Genomic DNA, 14,537 nt, shown 5'->3' on the forward strand with positions numbered 1-14,537 from the left:
CCTTCGACCTGTCGACTGCAGCGCCTGGTCACCAGTGTGGCTATCGTTGTGGCCCATTCTGATGGAGAGCGCCAGTGAGGGGCATGCGAACCGGCCAGGCGGAGTCCGCGAGCTTCTCCGGCGCGTCGTCGAGCGAACAGGGTTATGGCTTGGGCTGCTGTTCGAGGAGACCCTGTAGTACGCCGACCGCATACCGCAGCGAACGGTCGCTGACGTCGCGATGCGTGGCTGCCCGGACATGCCGGGTTCCGAGCGCGACGAGCAGCACACCGCGTTCGGCTGCCGCGGCGGCGAAGGTGCGTGCGGTCCAGCGTGTCGAGCTGAGGTCGAGCAGTACGAGGTTGGTGTGGACGCGCGCTGGGTCGATGACACCGGCACCGGCAAGGCCGCTGGCGAGGAGTTGGGCGCGGTGGTGGTCGCCGGCGAGGTCCTCAAGGTGGTGATGGTCGAGCGCGTAGAGGCCAGCGGCGGCGTACATGCCGGCTTGGCGCATGGCGCCGCCGGCGCGGAGCCGCAGCCGCCTCGCGTCGGAGATGCGTTCCGCGTTGCCGACCATGACCGAGCCGCCGGGGGCGCCGAGGCCTTTGGAGAAGCAGACGGTGAGGGTGTCGAACAGGCGGCCGTAGGTGGCCAGTGGCGTGCCGGTGGCGATGTGGGCGTGCCAGAGCCGGGCGCCGTCGCAGTGCAGGCTGATACCGGCGCGGCGGGTGATTTCATGCAGGGCGGTGAGCCGGTCGAGAGGATGGACGATGCCACCGGGCAAGTTCGCGGTCTGTTCGACTGCGATGGCCTCGGTCGGGTTTGCGAATGAGCCGGCCAGCTGGATCATGTCGGCGATCGCGCCGACGTCGATAAGCCCGTTCGGGCTGGTCCAGGTACGGGTGGTGATCCCACCGTGGACCGCCGACGCTCCAGCCTCGAAGCTGACGAGGTGGGCGTCGTGAGCGCACAGCAGTTCGCCGCCGTGCGGGACGAGGGTCTGGGTCGCGACCTGGTTCGCCATGGTGCCGGTCGGCAGGAACAGTCCGGCGTCGTGGCCGAGCAGGTCGGCGACGCGCGTCTCGAGGTCGTGGACGGTGGGGTCCTCGCCGTACACGTCGTCGCCGACCTCGGCGGCCGCCATGGCGGCACGCATGCCCGGCGTGGGTTTCGTGACGGTGTCGCTGCGCAGATCCGCGACGATCTCGGCTGGCGTCGTCATCGCCGCTCACCGGCTCGATCGGTGACCATGGCGGTGAGGGTGGTGACTGCGGCGGCCACCTGGTCCGCCGCCTGCAGCGGGAGATCGTGGTCGCCGTCGACCCATTGGGTAGCGATGGTGCGCCCGGACCGGTCGAGCGTGCGTTGCAGCGCGCGGCGGCGGGCGGCGAATGCGGCCCGGTCAGCCGGGCGGGCAAGCACGGCGAGGGTCGGCGCGTCGACCCGGGCCAGGAGGGCCGCCGGGTTCTGGCACCAGAGGCTGCGGGCCAGGTGGATCTCATGGTTCGCGGCGAGGCGCAGCCGTACCCGCCCTCCCCCGGCCGTCCCCGGCATGTCGGACGCGTCCATCGTGTCGGTGGTGGCCGGGTCGGGCCGGTAGTTGGCCAGCAGTGCTGGGACGGCCGCGTCGGGCAGGCCGCTGCCGCGGGCCCAGGCGGCGAGCATGGCGGGAGTTGGGGCGATGCGCCGATCGAGGCGCATCGTGTACTGGGCGTCCCACCAGTTTGCCCCGAACAGCACGCGGGGGTCGTAGACGCCGCCCTCGATGAGGCAGAGTCCGGCGACGAGGTCGGGCCGCTCGGCTGTCAGACGCAGCGCGACTGCGGCGCCGAGGCTGTGCCCGGCCACGATCCACGGGCCGCCGCCGCGGGTGGTGAGCAGGTCCGCGGTGTCAGTAGCGAGGGTCTCGACGGTGTATCCGCCGGGTGGGGTGCTGGACTGGCCGTGGCCGCGGTGGTCGGGCCGTAGCACCCGCCGTCCGGCCAGCTGCTCGGTGACGAGGTCGAACCAGCGATGTGTGCTGGCCAGCCCGTGCAGGAGCACGACCGGTGGGCCTTGACCGAACTGCTCCTGCGCGGCGAGGCGCACCCCGGGCCGGGCTGGTGCGGCGGGAGGGTGGGTGGCTACGAGCGTGTCGATGACGCACCTCCGCTGGACGACAGGCGTGCGGCTGGATCCGGGTGGCCGGCGAGCAGGCCGACGATCCGTTCGGCGAGCTGGGCTGGGGTCGGATGCTGCACGACGTCCTGGTAGGCCAGGTCGACTCCGAACGCCTCGCTGAGCGTGACGCTGAGCTCCGCGGCGAGCAGGGAGTGCCCGCCGAGGTCGAAGACGTTGCTATCGACGGCGACCGGCACCTTGAGCACCCGGGCGGCGATCGTCACGACGTGGTTCAGGAGTCCCGGTGTCGGTGCGCCACCGGGCCGGGTCGCGGCCGTTGGAGTTGGGGTGAGCTGCTCGATTGCCATTGCGGCAAGCGCGGTTCGGTCCACTTTGTCGTTGCTGGTCACCGGCAGGTACGCAAGCGGAGCGACGTGGTCGGGTCGCAGGAAGTCCGGAAGGCAGAAGAACGCCTGGGTGCGGGCCGCTTCGCACACGGTGGCCGGGTCGGCGTCGGGGTCGGCCCCGACGACAAAGGCGACGAGTTGTTCCCCGGCGACGACGACCGCAGCCGAGCGGACGGCCGGATGGGTGCACAGCATCCGCTCGATTTCAGCGGGCTCGATGCGATGCCCGCGGATCTTGATCTGATCGTCGCCGCGGCCGATGTACGTCAGGGTGCCGTCCGGGTTGGCGACAACAACGTCGCCGGTGCGGTACCAGCGGCGGCCATCCGCGGTGGTACGGAATCGAGCCGCGGTGAGAGCTGGGTTGCCGAGGTAACCGCGGGCCAGACCGGGGCCGGCGACCCACAGCTCCCCGGGCGTGCCGGAAGGCACGTCGTGGCCGGCATCGTCGACCACACGCACGGCCACATTCGGCAGCGGCGTGCCGATGTGTATCGGTCCGCTGGGGAGGCATTCGCCGACGCTGACCGCGATGGACGTCTCGGTCGGGCCGTAGCCGTTGAGCACCCGTCGGTGCGATGCGCTCCAGCGGCGCACCACGCCCGGGTGGCAGGCTTCGCCGACCGACACCACCGTGTGCAACGCGGGCAGATCGGCGGCCGGGACCGCATCCAGGACCGAGGGGGTGAGGGTGACAACTTCGACGGCGTGCCGGCGCAGCACCTCGGCGAGCGCCGTGCCGCCGGTGCGGGCGGTGTCCGGGGCGAGGACGAGGGTGCCGCCGGCGGTGAGCGTGGTGAGGATCTCGCACATCGCCGCGTCCCACGCCCAACTGGCGAACTGCAGCACCCGCGTACCGACACTGATCGCGAACTGTTCGGCCAGGGCGGTGACAGTGTTGAACACGCCTCGGTGCTCGATCAGCACGCCGCGGGGCGTCCCTGTGGAGCCGGAGGTGAACACGACATAGCACAACCGCCGTGACCCGGACACCTCGATCGCCGTCGACGGCGCCGCAGCGGCCGTGTCCCGCCGTTCGTTTGCCGCGCCAGTGAGATCCTCAGTGCGCGACAGGGCAGGCAACTGCTGGATGCCGCCACCGTCGGCGACGATCACCGACACGTCGCAGGTGGTGGTCATGTGGGCGAGGCGCTGCTGGGGCCACTCCGGGTCCAGGTACAGCACCGCCCCACCGGCGCGTAGCACGCCGAGCAGGCTCACCAAGCCGCCGAAGGTACGCGCCGACGACACGCCAACGACCGAGTCTGAGCCGACACCGCACCCGATCAGGCGGGCGGCGACCCGGTCCGCGGCCTCGGTCAGCTCCCGATAGGTGTGCAGGCGGTGATCCTCGATGACGGCGACACCATGAGCGCGGCGGCGGGCATGCTCCCAGATCCGGTCGTCGATCTGGCCAACGAAGGGAGTCATCGAGCACCCACCCCGCTGGCCTGAACGATGTCGACGCTGGTGCGCACGGCACCACCGGCGAGGCGGCCTGGAACTGCGCGGTCCGCCGCCACCGGGTGGAGACGGGCGGGCAGGGCTTCGAGGCCGCGGAGGTTGCCGTTGCGACGCCAGACACGACCCGGCAGCGCGGTGACGGACGCGAATCGGTCGACGAGGCGGTGCAGGGTGCGGCAGACCTCCTGCCGAGCCAGCGGCGCGCCGAAGCACAGGTGCGGGCCGTGGCCGAACGTGACCGGCTGCGTGCCCACCCGACCGAGGATGGCCCGATCGGGGTCGGGGAAGGCGTCCGGGTCGCGGTTGGCGGCGGCAAGCATCAGCACGACGCTGGCGTCGGCGGGGATGACGATGCCGCTGGGTAGCGTGATCGCCGCCGTTGTGCGGCGAGCGGTGAACTGTGTCGCCGCATACAGCCGCGCCAGTTCCTCAACCACGGCCTCGACGCGTTCAGGCTGCGCCTGCAGCAGCCGCCACAGGCCCAGGTCGTCGGCCAGGGCCATCACGGTCGTGGCGATCAGATTGGCGGTCGTCTCGTTGCCCGCGGTCACCAGCATAAGAAGGTTCGCGATCACCTCGTCCCGGCGCATCACCCTGGTCTGGATGGCCGTCACCAGTGCGGCGAGCATCGGCCCGGCCGTGCTGGCGCGTCGTCGTTCGGCGCGGTCGACGAGCGTCTGCAGGTAGGTGACGAGCTCGGCGACGGTCTGCAGGAGCCGGTCCCGGTCGCCGGTCGGCACATGCCCCGGCGCGGCGACGATGTCTCCCCAGGCGTGCGACCAGCGCTGGATGGTGGCGATGTCCACGTCGTGCATGCCGAGTAGGTGCTGGGTGACCCGGATCGGGATCGGCGCGGCGAGTGCGGTGACCGCGTCGACCGGCTCCCCGCGAGCAACGGTGGCTGCGAGGGTGTCCAGCGTGGTGTCGACGGCCTCGTCGATCGGGCCGGCCAGGTCGGTGCGGACACGGCGGACCTGGACCGGTTCGGCCAGCGTACGGCGAAGCCTGCGGTGGTCGGGGTCGTCGACGAAACTGACGTGCAGGTCCAGCAGGGCGAACGCTTCCTCCAGGCCGGCACCGGAAAACCGGGCGAGGCTATCGGTGTGGCGCATCCGCACAGACGTGTGTGGGCTGGCCAACAGGTGTTGTACGTCGCGGTGCCGGCAGACCAGCCACGAAGCGATGAACGGATCGAAGTGCACCGGTCCGTTCACCTGCAGTGCCGCGTAGTACGGGTTTGGGTCGGTGATGACGCCTGGCAGTTGCAGATTATGCAGTGCCAGTTGATGGTCGGCGGGCGTGATCGGCATGCGTATGTTCCCCCGGTGATGCGATGGATCGGTTCCTGTTGCCGGCGCGCGGGCGAGTGGCCCGCAGCCGGGGTGGCCGTGAGCCGCGCCGCGATAACGGCGCCATGGGAGCTGGCCGACGGGCGAGGTGGCTGGGCGGCCCGCTGCCGGTGCTGGGCCGCCTGCTGCCGGTATGGCGAGAGCGGTGTCTCAGCCGGTGACCGGCACTTTCGTCTTGCCCGGCGTCGGGACCGGGGCCGGCGGCGTGCCCGAGCCGCCGTTGGCCGGCGGTGTCGGTTCCTCGGTCGGGCTGCGCGTTGGGTCGGTGGTGGGGTTGCCGGTGGGGCTTGACGTAGACGTCGGGCTGGCGGTCGGGCTCCCGGTGGGACTGCTGGTCGGGCTGCCGGATGGTTCGCCGGTCGCCGTGGGGCTTGGGTTGCCGCCGCCGGGGGCGGCACAGGTCGCCGCGGCGATGTTGATCGTCGCGGCTTCGGTGCCGGCGCCCGCGTTCAGCTTGACCTGCATCGCGATGACCGTGACGGACCCGTTGCTGTTGCGGATCTTCACGCCGTAGGTGACGCTGCCGCGCTTGCCGATCGGCCCCGCCGACGTGCCGGACACGCTGCTGCTGGTGGTGCCGTTGGTGCACGTTGCCGTCGCGGTGGACGCCGTGACGAGGCCGTCGAAGGCGGTGAACCCGGTAACGATCGCCTTGGCCTTCCCGCCGCCGGCGCTGACCGTGGCGCCGCCGATGGCGATCGTGCCGTCGGACGAACGCGCGGCGCCGCTGCCGGTGCGGGTGGCGCCGTCGGTGGAGCTCACGGACGGGATCGCGCCGATCGGCGCGGCGCCGCTCGAGGAGATGCCGTAGGCGGCGTCGTGGTACGTCGCGGCGGCGCCCGCGCCGCTGGCGTGCAGCATGACGCCCAGCGCGCCGGCGAGGAGCGTGGAAGTGACGGCGACGACGCGCCGAGCGGTGCTTGCGGTCACGAGCTTGGTCTCCCTTGCGGACATCGAACTGCGACGGAGTGGTTGGGCCTGCCGTCGAGGAGATGAGCTCGGCAGCGGCCAAGGCTGGCTGAATGGCCGGGGTGCGCGGGTCATGGGCTGATCCGCACGAGGGTGCCCAGCGGTACCGCGCGGAGTGCGGTGAGCGCGTCGGGCGGGATGCGAAGGCAGCCGTTGCTCACGGCTCGGCCGTAGACGTTCGGGTCGGGCCAGGTGTGCAGGGCGGTCGTGGCCGGCCCGCCGTTGAAGGTGGTCAGGGTGGTGCTGTGCGTACCGAGGGGCAGGATCACCGGTGAGTACGGCTGGACCGGGTCGATCACGGAGGCGAGCAGGAAGGTCCGGCCGGTCGGGGTCGGTGTCGCTGGTGCGCCGACCGCGACCGGCCACCGCCCGGCCGGCTGCCCGTCGCGCCACAGCTCGATCCGGCGGCCGGTGACGCTGGCGTGGATCTCGTACGAGGTCCGGGCGGTCTCGACACCGGCCGCGTGCAGCCACCCGGCAGACCCGTTGGGCCGGTTCGGCAGCAGCACCCGCACCCAATCCGGTTCACGGCCGATGACCGGCAACCAGGTCGGGCTGCCGACCTGGGTCGCGGGCAGCTTGGCGAACGCGGTGCCGCCCGGCCGGTCATACACCGCGACGGGGGCGGCGTTGTGCACGACGATCCCGTCAGTGCCCGCGGCTCGATCGGTGTCGGCCGGCGCGGCCGGGATCGTGGTGCCGGTGCTCGCCTCCGGCAGCGTGGCCAGTTCAGCGGGCGTGATCGCCGGCGCCGCGACCGGCTCGTACTGCCACGCCGGTGGATTGCTAGTGCGGCTTGTGCTGCTCGCCTCACCAGGGGCCAGCGGCGGACTGGGCTGGGACGGCGGCGCGTGCACGCTCCGCCAAGCCAGCACGAGCATGCTGGCGAGCAGCAGAAGGCTGGCGACGACGGCCACGTGCTCCCACCGGTACCCGGCCACACGGGTTGTGCTGATCTGGCTGGGGCGGAAGTCACCGCCGTCGCCGCCGCTCATGCCGTAATCGCCGTCAAGAACGCCGGGCCGGGCACGCCCAGGCCGGTGATCTGGTCATAGCCGGGGCCGGTCCGCAGGCTCTGCGTGCCGGCGTCCAGGTCGATCAGGTAGTCACCCTGCGGACTGTCCGCACTGACCGCGGTGGTCCACACGCCGGCCGCGACGTGGGCGACGTCGGTGACGATCGGCACCCCGGCCGCCGCCTTGACGTACAGCACCGGCGCCGCCAGGCCGATCACCGTGCCGTTGCCCGCTCTGCCCTGCGCCACCGCGGCCAGAGACGCCACGATTGGCGCGGCGAGGGACGTGCCGCCGACCGGCCCGGACACGTACTGTCCGCCCGCGGTCCAGCCGATGAAGAACCCCGTGAACGGGTCCGCGAGCGCGGCGATGTCCGGCACCGACCGGCGGGTGCCGGGCGTGTTCGCTTGCCAGGACGGCTTGGGGAAGTAGGCGCTGTTCCCGCCGCCGGCCCCGCCGGCGAACGGCGGGCTGAGCCGCTGCCAGGTCCCCCCGGTCAGCCGGTTCGCCGCCGACGACCAGCCGGTAGTGAACAGCACCTGGTTCTGACCGCCGACGGCGGTGGAGGTGCCGCCGACCGCGGTCACCCACGGCGAACTCGCCGGGAAGAGCACGCTGGTACCACTGGCGCCGGGCAGGTTGCTGTTGTCACCGGCATCGCCCGACGCGGCATAGGTGCCGATGCCCAGCAGGGCCGCCCGAGCGAGGACGTTGTTGACTGCGGTCAGGTAGCCAGGGTCGTTCGGCTCGCCGGCGGTGATGCCCCACGACGCGGAAATGATCGTCGTGTCGATCGACGTGTCGGCGACGGCCTTCGCCACGGTGTCGGGCAGCTTCGTGCAGTCCGGCGCGGCCGCGTAGACGATCGTCGCGTCCGGGGCGATCGTGTGCGCGGCCTGGATGTCCAGGGCCTGCTCCATGTTCCACAGGCCGACGTCACAGCCCTCCACCGTGGACCGCGGCGCGTACTGCTTGACGACGAACCGGCTGCTGGGCAGCTGCGGCACGCCGTTGGCGGCGAAGGCCCGGTTGGCGTCGGCGAGCGCCGTCGCCGAGTGGTAGGCGCCGACGATGACAATCGTCTGGCCCTGCCCACGATCGTTGGCGCCGAGGCCGTACATCGCGCGCAGCTGCGCGCCGTTGTAGCCACACAGCATGTTCGACTGTTTGCCGGCCGGGTACTTCTGCGGCACTGAGCCCTTGTTCCACTCACCGAAGTACGTCGAGCAATACTGGCCATCCGCAAGAGGCCGCACCGATGTGGCCGGACGGACCGACAGCGGCCTGGCGACCAGCGGAATCAGGCCAGTGACGGCCTGCACGTCCCCGCGGACCTTCGCCGGCACCCGCGGAGTGCTCGTCGCGGTCAGCGCCCGCACACCGTTGCGGGTCTCGGTGCGCAGGCCGACGCCGAACGCGGCACCGACGGCGCGGGCGCCGCCGGTCACGGTGAGCCGAGAGCCGGTCTCGTCCAGCCCGGTCACGGACAGCCCGGCCCGCTGCCCCCAAGCGGTCACCCGAGTCACCTGCGCGGGCGGGGCGCCGAACCGGTCGCGCAACTGCGCGCGGCCGAGCCGCTTGCCGTGCTGCTGGCTGGCCGGGTCGGCCACCGCGGCGGCGAGCTGTTCCAGCCCGGAAGGGTCGGCGCCGGCCAGATGGAGCGTGACCGTGACCTGCTGCCCGGCGGGTACCGTGCCACCGCCGGGCTGGACCGGCGTGGCCCGCGCCGGGGTTGTCGTGGCGGCGAACGCGACCACCACCCCGGCGGCGACGGAGAAGACGACACGTGCAAGGTGCATCGAAGGGTTTCCTTCCTTACCACCGGCGCATGGACGGCAGCAATCAGCACCGACCTTCGGGCGGTGCGGGGAACAGACTGGACGTGATCCGAGGTCGATCAGTCAGACCGGAACACCGGTCCGACGCATGAGCTGGGCCCGGAACCGATACGCCGCGACAACACAAAGCAGCGATCAGCCCACACCGACGGCCACGATCGCCGTGGCCCGCGACGCCCCGTGTGAACGCGTGAGCCCGGTCGATCCGACACATACGCAGACTCGCCGCGCAGACCTCCAGCCAATCACCCCGGGCCGACGGTTCGCGTTGGCACCGATCGAAACGGATGCAGGTCACGCCAAAGACAATCGCCGCTCGCCACCGCTCGCGGAATGTGTGACGAAGTGTGGCCCCGCGGTACCCAGGCCAACCACATAGGACCTCAACGGCGCAGCCTGCACTCCGGCGACCAGCCGTGCCAGCAACGTAGTAGCCCGCGGAGCTTGGGGCCCTTGTCGCCACGCTGGCGGGGCTTCAGGCCTCACGGAGCCGGTCAATGTTGCGCTGGTCAACGCGGTCAGCCGAACGGGGACTGGTCAACGCCCGCCACATCGCCTGCAACCGTGTGCAGACGGCCGGGTGCGCCATCGCCGTGACAAACACGACGCCCATCTCGACGGCGTCGTGTTCCCTCCCTGACCGCCTCCCCGCCGGCCAAGGCGGCGTAACCCCGCGTCCACCGCCGCATCGCGGGGTTCCCATGGGCGGCTGTTGAGACCTGAGGGTGACACGGGTGACAGGTCGTCCCCACCACTGCCTTGCCCACGCGGGTTCACGCGCGTCGAGCGACACGACTCTCGAGCATGTGCTACACACGAGAGACATAACCGGGGCACCTGTCACCCCTGTCACCCATCTCTCACGCCGTCGCCAACTTGTCCTGTCCGGGCGTAGGTGGCGGAGTCCGGCTCCACCTAGCGGATGATCTTGCGAGTTCCGCGGCTACGGTGGGGATCGCGGCGAATCGTGGCAACACGCCGATCCGACTCGGCCAGCGGAAGCCGTCGGGCACGGAATCCGCCAAGTAGAGCTGGACGATCGGTGGGTCAACCGTCCAGACCTACTTGGCGAGCTGCACGTCAACGCGCTCGAAGTCCGAGACCCTGAGCCGTACGCGACACCAACACACCAGGGACCGTGACCTCATTCGCGTACCCACTGGACCATCCCCAGCTGATCGCCACCGGCTGGTCAGGGAGTGGCGGTCAGGGCGGCGATTGCGAGACACAGGTCTCGCGTGTCGCTGATTGCCTGCCGCGCCCTGCGGCTCGGTGACGGTGAGCCGCTGGCCGAGCTGGACAGTGCTGGCCGACACCACGGTCAGGTACTTCCCATCGACGACACCGTCGCGGTGGATGAACACGTGCCGGACGGCCCACGTCTGCAGCAGCCGCTGCCAGACGGCCGGGTCCAGCCGCTGCCGCAGGTCTGGGTATCCATGGGTGACGAACAGGTCGGCAGCCGGATCGAGGCGCTGGAAGATGTTGCCCTTGCCCTGCAGCACCTGGTCGGCGTTGGCCACCGCCGCGCGGAACACCGCACCGGCGAGGGTTTCCACGATGCCGGCGAGGTTCTTCAGGGTGTCCACCCAGATGCGGGTGAACACGCCCTGCTCGCGCAAGTCGGCGGCGGCGGCCGCCGGGAGCTGAGTGAGCGCGTCGAGGCGGAAGGTTTCGGCGGCGAGCGCGTCGAGGGCGACGAGGTCGACCGGCAGCGGGCCGCACACCGGGCAGAACCGGTGCTCGCCGAACACCGCATAATGCAGGTCGCAGGCGGGACACTGCCGGACCCGGATGAGCTTCTCCTCGTCGATGCCGGGCAGCGGCTGCGGGTAGAACGGGCGGCTCCGGTAGCTGATGTGGATGCCGAACCCGCGGGAGCTCGGCCGGGGCCTGCTGATGCGCCGAAGCGCACCGTCGAGGACGTCATGCGTCCGCGGCATCGCCCAGGCGCTGACGGCGCTCATGGCCCGCTCGAGCTGCTGCGCGGTCATGAAGTCACTGGCCTCGGCCCGGTGGCCGCAGTAGACGCAGCACAGGCCCTGCTCGTCGGGCAGCGCCTGGTACTCGTCGGCGTCGATCCGGAACAGCTGGCTGCAGCTGGGGCACTGGCGGCCGAAGAAGCCGTGCTCGTCGACGGGTCGACGGGCATGCTGACCTGCATGTGGACGGTGTCGACGTCGACGTCGACGACTTCCGCGCCCTCGGGCAGACGCGTCTGGCTAGCCAGCGGCCGGCTCTGGTGCCACGGACGCCTGGCCGGCCGCCACGGGGTCACGCGGTTCATGGGATCCCATTGTGCCGGTCGGCGGCGACGTCATCACCCGGGTTCTGCCGCCGGCTGCGCTCATCTCAATGACCCGGGGTCCGCCGCGGCATCTGCGCAGCACGTTCAGGCCTGGAGCCGTCCGCGCAACTCGGACCAAACCTGCGCCGGGGCGGGGGCATGCCGGATCTCCTCAGCAACCCGAGCCGCCGCGGCGCCGTACGACAGGTCGGCGAGCACTTTGCCGACCGCCTCGCCGGCCTGGCCCGGCTCATCCACGACAAGGCCGGCCCCGACCGCCGCGACCCGCTCAGCATTCATCGGTTTCTCCGCCCCTTTCGGCCAGAGCACCATCGGGATGCCATGACTCATCGCGGCCAGCACGGTCCCCGCCCCGCCCGCCGCTACCACCGCCGCAACGCCGGCGGCGAGCAACTGGGCCATCGGTACGAAGCCAGTGAAACGAACGTTGTTCCGAATGTCGGCGAGGGGACGCGGGCAGCCCGGTGGGACCAACGCCAGCACCTCCACGTCGTCAAGCGCGGCGACGGCGTCCACGAGCGCGTCGAGCATCCCCGTGTCCAGCAGGACCGTCCCGAGGGTGACCAGCACGCGGGCCCGCCCCGGTTTGGTCGGCGGCAGGTCGACCGGCATGTCCGCAGCTGTCCCGGCATAGGCCCGGGCCCTGATCGGCAGCCGGTCAGGCGGCGGCGACCACCGCGGCGCATGCAGGAGCGGCGGCCACGGGTCAACGAGGGCCACCCGGCGCGCCCCCGCCAGGCCACGCTGCGCATAGCGCGGCGCTAGCAGGGCCTGCATGGCGGGCTCCAGGGGCGGTGGTGACACCGGCAGCCCGATGCCATGCTGAATCAACGGCACACGCAGCGCGGCCGCCACCATCGCACCGACAGCGTCGTATTCGTCGGCAACAATGACGTCGGCGCCGAACCCGCGCGCCTGAGCCACCGTCTCGTCGAAGGTCAGGTCCACCCGGGTGCTGGCGAAGAATGACGCCACCGGGAAGACATCACGCATATCCGACATGTCGGCACCGCCGGTGCGCCGGTCGTTCTCCTTCAGCAGCACGTCGACCTCCGGGCCGGTCGGCCGCACTGTAAGCCCGCCGACCAGGCGCGCCATCGACGGCGGGACGGCGACGGCTGCCTCGTCGCCGGCCTCAGCCGCCGCCTCAGCGAGCGGCAGCAAGGGCAGCACGTGGCCGTAGATCGGCGCCGCAGTGAACAACACACGCATGGTGTCACCTATCCAGCGGCACCGACACGGCCGGCCGAACTCGCCGCATCGAGGGCGTACGCCGACGGCAGCGGGTCCGGACCGGCATCACCGCCTGGCGAGCCGGCCGCCGCCGCGGGCCGACGAAGGCGCCAGGCGGGCCGGGGTTCAGCGCAAGGATTTTGATCATCGATGCTCCATCGGCGCAGCAGACATGGGCGAGCATGCCCCTGATCACGATGCCCGCACGCTCCCTTCCGACGCTACGGCTATTCGGTGGTCGTCACCGGCCGACGAGATGGCCCATTCCGGACGCGCCAGCGGCCGAGTCCGAGGATGTAGCGCAGGCGGCACGGGCCAACACCTGCGGCGTTGTCGAGCAAGTGGTACCGCTGCGCCCGTTCATGCTTGGGCCAGCCCTAGGTGTGGCCGTCGAGCTCGAGCAGGCTGATGCCCACGTATCGTCGAACGCCTTTGCCGCCGCGGGCGGTGGTCACACCGAGTTGCTGCAGCTGCTGTGTGAGCCGCTTGGCGTTGACCGGTAGCTCGTCGTTGTCCCGGCACCACTGTTCGTACGCCTCTCGCAACAGCGTCGTCGGCACCTGGACCAACGCTTGGTCGATCGCCAGATGGCAGCGGTCGGCGATGAATCGCCCGACGCTGTCCTGCTCACGCGCGTATGCCGCCGTCGCCGCCCGTACCGTGTCGGGTTCACCCGGACCGTCGCGCAGATAGGCGACCGCACCTCGGACGATCCACGCGAGGATAGCCGGCCCCTCCTCGTGCAGGCGCTCACGAAGCCGTGGATCCTGTCGCTCCGCGGGCACGGTGCGGGGAAACGGCAGCAGTCGCACCCGCCGCCAGAAACCCGGCCCGCCAACGCGGACGTCTGGACGGTGGTTGCCCAGGACCATCACGGTATGACTCGGTTCGAACGAGAACCAGTCGCCGCGCATGAACCTCGCGGGGATGATGTCTCCGCCGGTCAGCAGCTTGATCCTCGACTCGGCGAACCGCTGCCCCTCGTCGAGCTCGGAGCACACCACGAGCCGCGCGCCCGCGAGCTGCGCCAGTTCCGTCGGATGATCAGCATGCTGCCGCTGCACCAGCAGGTCTGATGAGGCAGCGATCGCATAGCCGGTACTGCCAATGCCCAATACGTGCATTGCTGTCTCGAACAACGTCGACTTCCCGTTCGCCCCGGAACCATAGGCGAAGGGCAACACCTGCTCCAGCACGGTGCCGACTGCGGCGACCCCAAGCAGGCGCTGCACATAGTCACGCAGCCCGAGGTCGTCGCCGAACGTGTCGGCCAGGAACCGCTCGAACACCTCAGCACGCCGGTCAAAGTCCACCCCGGCGGCAGTGCTACGCACGTGTAGCCGGGCCCGGTTCGCGGCCTGCACCTCGCCGGTGCGCAGGTCGACGATGCCGTCCGGGGTGTTCAGCTCGTACGGTTGGGCATCGAGCTTGTCGAGGTTGACCGTGATTGACGGATTCGTCCGCGCCAGCCTTGCGACGCCGGCAACACCTGCCGCCGAGCGAGCTTTGCTGCTGAACCGTCGCCATCGGCCCGATGTCGGCAACTGCCGGGCAAGCTCCAGCACGAACTGCCAGTGCAGGTCTGCTTCGTCCCAAACCCAGCGATGCCCTGCCCAGCGCAGCCAGCGGCCGACCTGCGGGCAGTACCGGAGATCCTGCCCATACCGGGCAAGCAGAGCCTGTGCCAGGCCGTCCTCGGTCGGCCCCCACGCCGCCGGTGGGGCTGCAGGAGCGTCCCTGCCATCCTGGCCAGCGGGCAACGCTGCGCTCCTCCCCGTTGATGACGACACCGGCAGCTGCCCCGCCACCCGCGATGAGCACTCGATCGACTCTCGCACCGGGTCGGGCGGCTACAGACATGGCGATGCAGCGGA

10 protein-coding genes are annotated in these 14,537 nt (G+C 70.9%); all 10 read right to left on the minus strand.

Annotated features, from left to right (window positions below):
- Window positions 1-142 precede the first annotated feature (142 nt).
- The gene (locus tag ABZS66_RS00130) at window positions 143-1,201 is read right to left on the minus strand and encodes a GntG family PLP-dependent aldolase (RefSeq protein ID WP_354753598.1); all 1,059 of its coding nucleotides are present in this window, start codon (window positions 1,199-1,201) and stop codon (window positions 143-145) included.
- On the minus strand, window positions 1,198-2,067 hold the full coding sequence (locus ABZS66_RS00135; RefSeq protein WP_354753600.1) for an alpha/beta hydrolase: 870 nt from the start codon (window positions 2,065-2,067) through the stop codon (window positions 1,198-1,200). The genes ABZS66_RS00130 and ABZS66_RS00135 overlap by 4 nt, the downstream gene beginning before the upstream one ends.
- Window positions 2,068-2,102: 35 nt before the next feature.
- Window positions 2,103-3,917, minus strand: a complete 1,815-nt coding sequence (locus ABZS66_RS00140; protein WP_354753602.1) for a non-ribosomal peptide synthetase — start codon at window positions 3,915-3,917, stop codon at window positions 2,103-2,105.
- Window positions 3,914-5,260: a cytochrome P450 gene (locus tag ABZS66_RS00145; protein ID WP_354753604.1), complete on the minus strand. Its 1,347-nt coding sequence runs from the start codon at window positions 5,258-5,260 to the stop codon at window positions 3,914-3,916. The genes ABZS66_RS00140 and ABZS66_RS00145 overlap by 4 nt, the downstream gene beginning before the upstream one ends.
- A gap of 189 nt (window positions 5,261-5,449) precedes the next feature.
- Complete coding sequence (locus ABZS66_RS00150) at window positions 5,450-6,229, minus strand: hypothetical protein (RefSeq protein WP_354753606.1); 780 nt, start codon at window positions 6,227-6,229, stop codon at window positions 5,450-5,452.
- A gap of 110 nt (window positions 6,230-6,339) precedes the next feature.
- Window positions 6,340-7,263, minus strand: coding sequence for a L,D-transpeptidase family protein (locus ABZS66_RS00155; RefSeq protein WP_354753608.1), 924 nt, complete (start codon window positions 7,261-7,263; stop codon window positions 6,340-6,342).
- Entirely contained in the window at window positions 7,260-9,083 is a 1,824-nt protein-coding gene (locus ABZS66_RS00160; RefSeq protein WP_354753610.1) for a S53 family peptidase, read from the minus strand. Before ABZS66_RS00160 ends, ABZS66_RS00155 begins: the two co-directional genes overlap by 4 nt.
- A 1,100-nt stretch (window positions 9,084-10,183) precedes the next feature.
- Window positions 10,184-11,116, minus strand: coding sequence for a hypothetical protein (locus ABZS66_RS00165; protein ID WP_354753612.1), 933 nt, complete (start codon window positions 11,114-11,116; stop codon window positions 10,184-10,186).
- A gap of 398 nt (window positions 11,117-11,514) precedes the next feature.
- Complete coding sequence (locus tag ABZS66_RS00170) at window positions 11,515-12,642, minus strand: glycosyltransferase (protein WP_354753613.1); 1,128 nt, start codon at window positions 12,640-12,642, stop codon at window positions 11,515-11,517.
- A gap of 398 nt (window positions 12,643-13,040) precedes the next feature.
- A complete protein-coding gene (locus tag ABZS66_RS00175; protein WP_354753615.1) occupies window positions 13,041-14,423 on the minus strand; it encodes a phage/plasmid primase, P4 family in 1,383 nt (460 codons plus the stop codon).
- Between the last annotated feature and the right edge of the window lie 114 nt (window positions 14,424-14,537).

This window comes from Dactylosporangium sp. NPDC005572 (genome assembly GCF_040605515.1).
In the GTDB taxonomy this organism is placed as follows: Bacteria; Actinomycetota; Actinomycetes; order Mycobacteriales; family Micromonosporaceae; genus Dactylosporangium.

Coding starts and splice junctions, on each gene's coding strand:
- ABZS66_RS00170 (WP_354753613.1), bottom strand. CDS start 12,642: ATGCGTGTGTTGTTCACTGCGGCGCCGATCTACGGCCACGTGCTGCCC.
- ABZS66_RS00160 (WP_354753610.1), bottom strand. CDS start 9,083: ATGCACCTTGCACGTGTCGTCTTCTCCGTCGCCGCCGGGGTGGTGGTC.
- ABZS66_RS00145 (WP_354753604.1), bottom strand. CDS start 5,260: ATGCCGATCACGCCCGCCGACCATCAACTGGCACTGCATAATCTGCAA.
- ABZS66_RS00155 (WP_354753608.1), bottom strand. CDS start 7,263: ATGAGCGGCGGCGACGGCGGTGACTTCCGCCCCAGCCAGATCAGCACA.
- ABZS66_RS00165 (WP_354753612.1), bottom strand. CDS start 11,116: ATGACCGCGCAGCAGCTCGAGCGGGCCATGAGCGCCGTCAGCGCCTGG.
- ABZS66_RS00140 (WP_354753602.1), bottom strand. CDS start 3,917: ATGACTCCCTTCGTTGGCCAGATCGACGACCGGATCTGGGAGCATGCC.
- ABZS66_RS00130 (WP_354753598.1), bottom strand. CDS start 1,201: ATGACGACGCCAGCCGAGATCGTCGCGGATCTGCGCAGCGACACCGTC.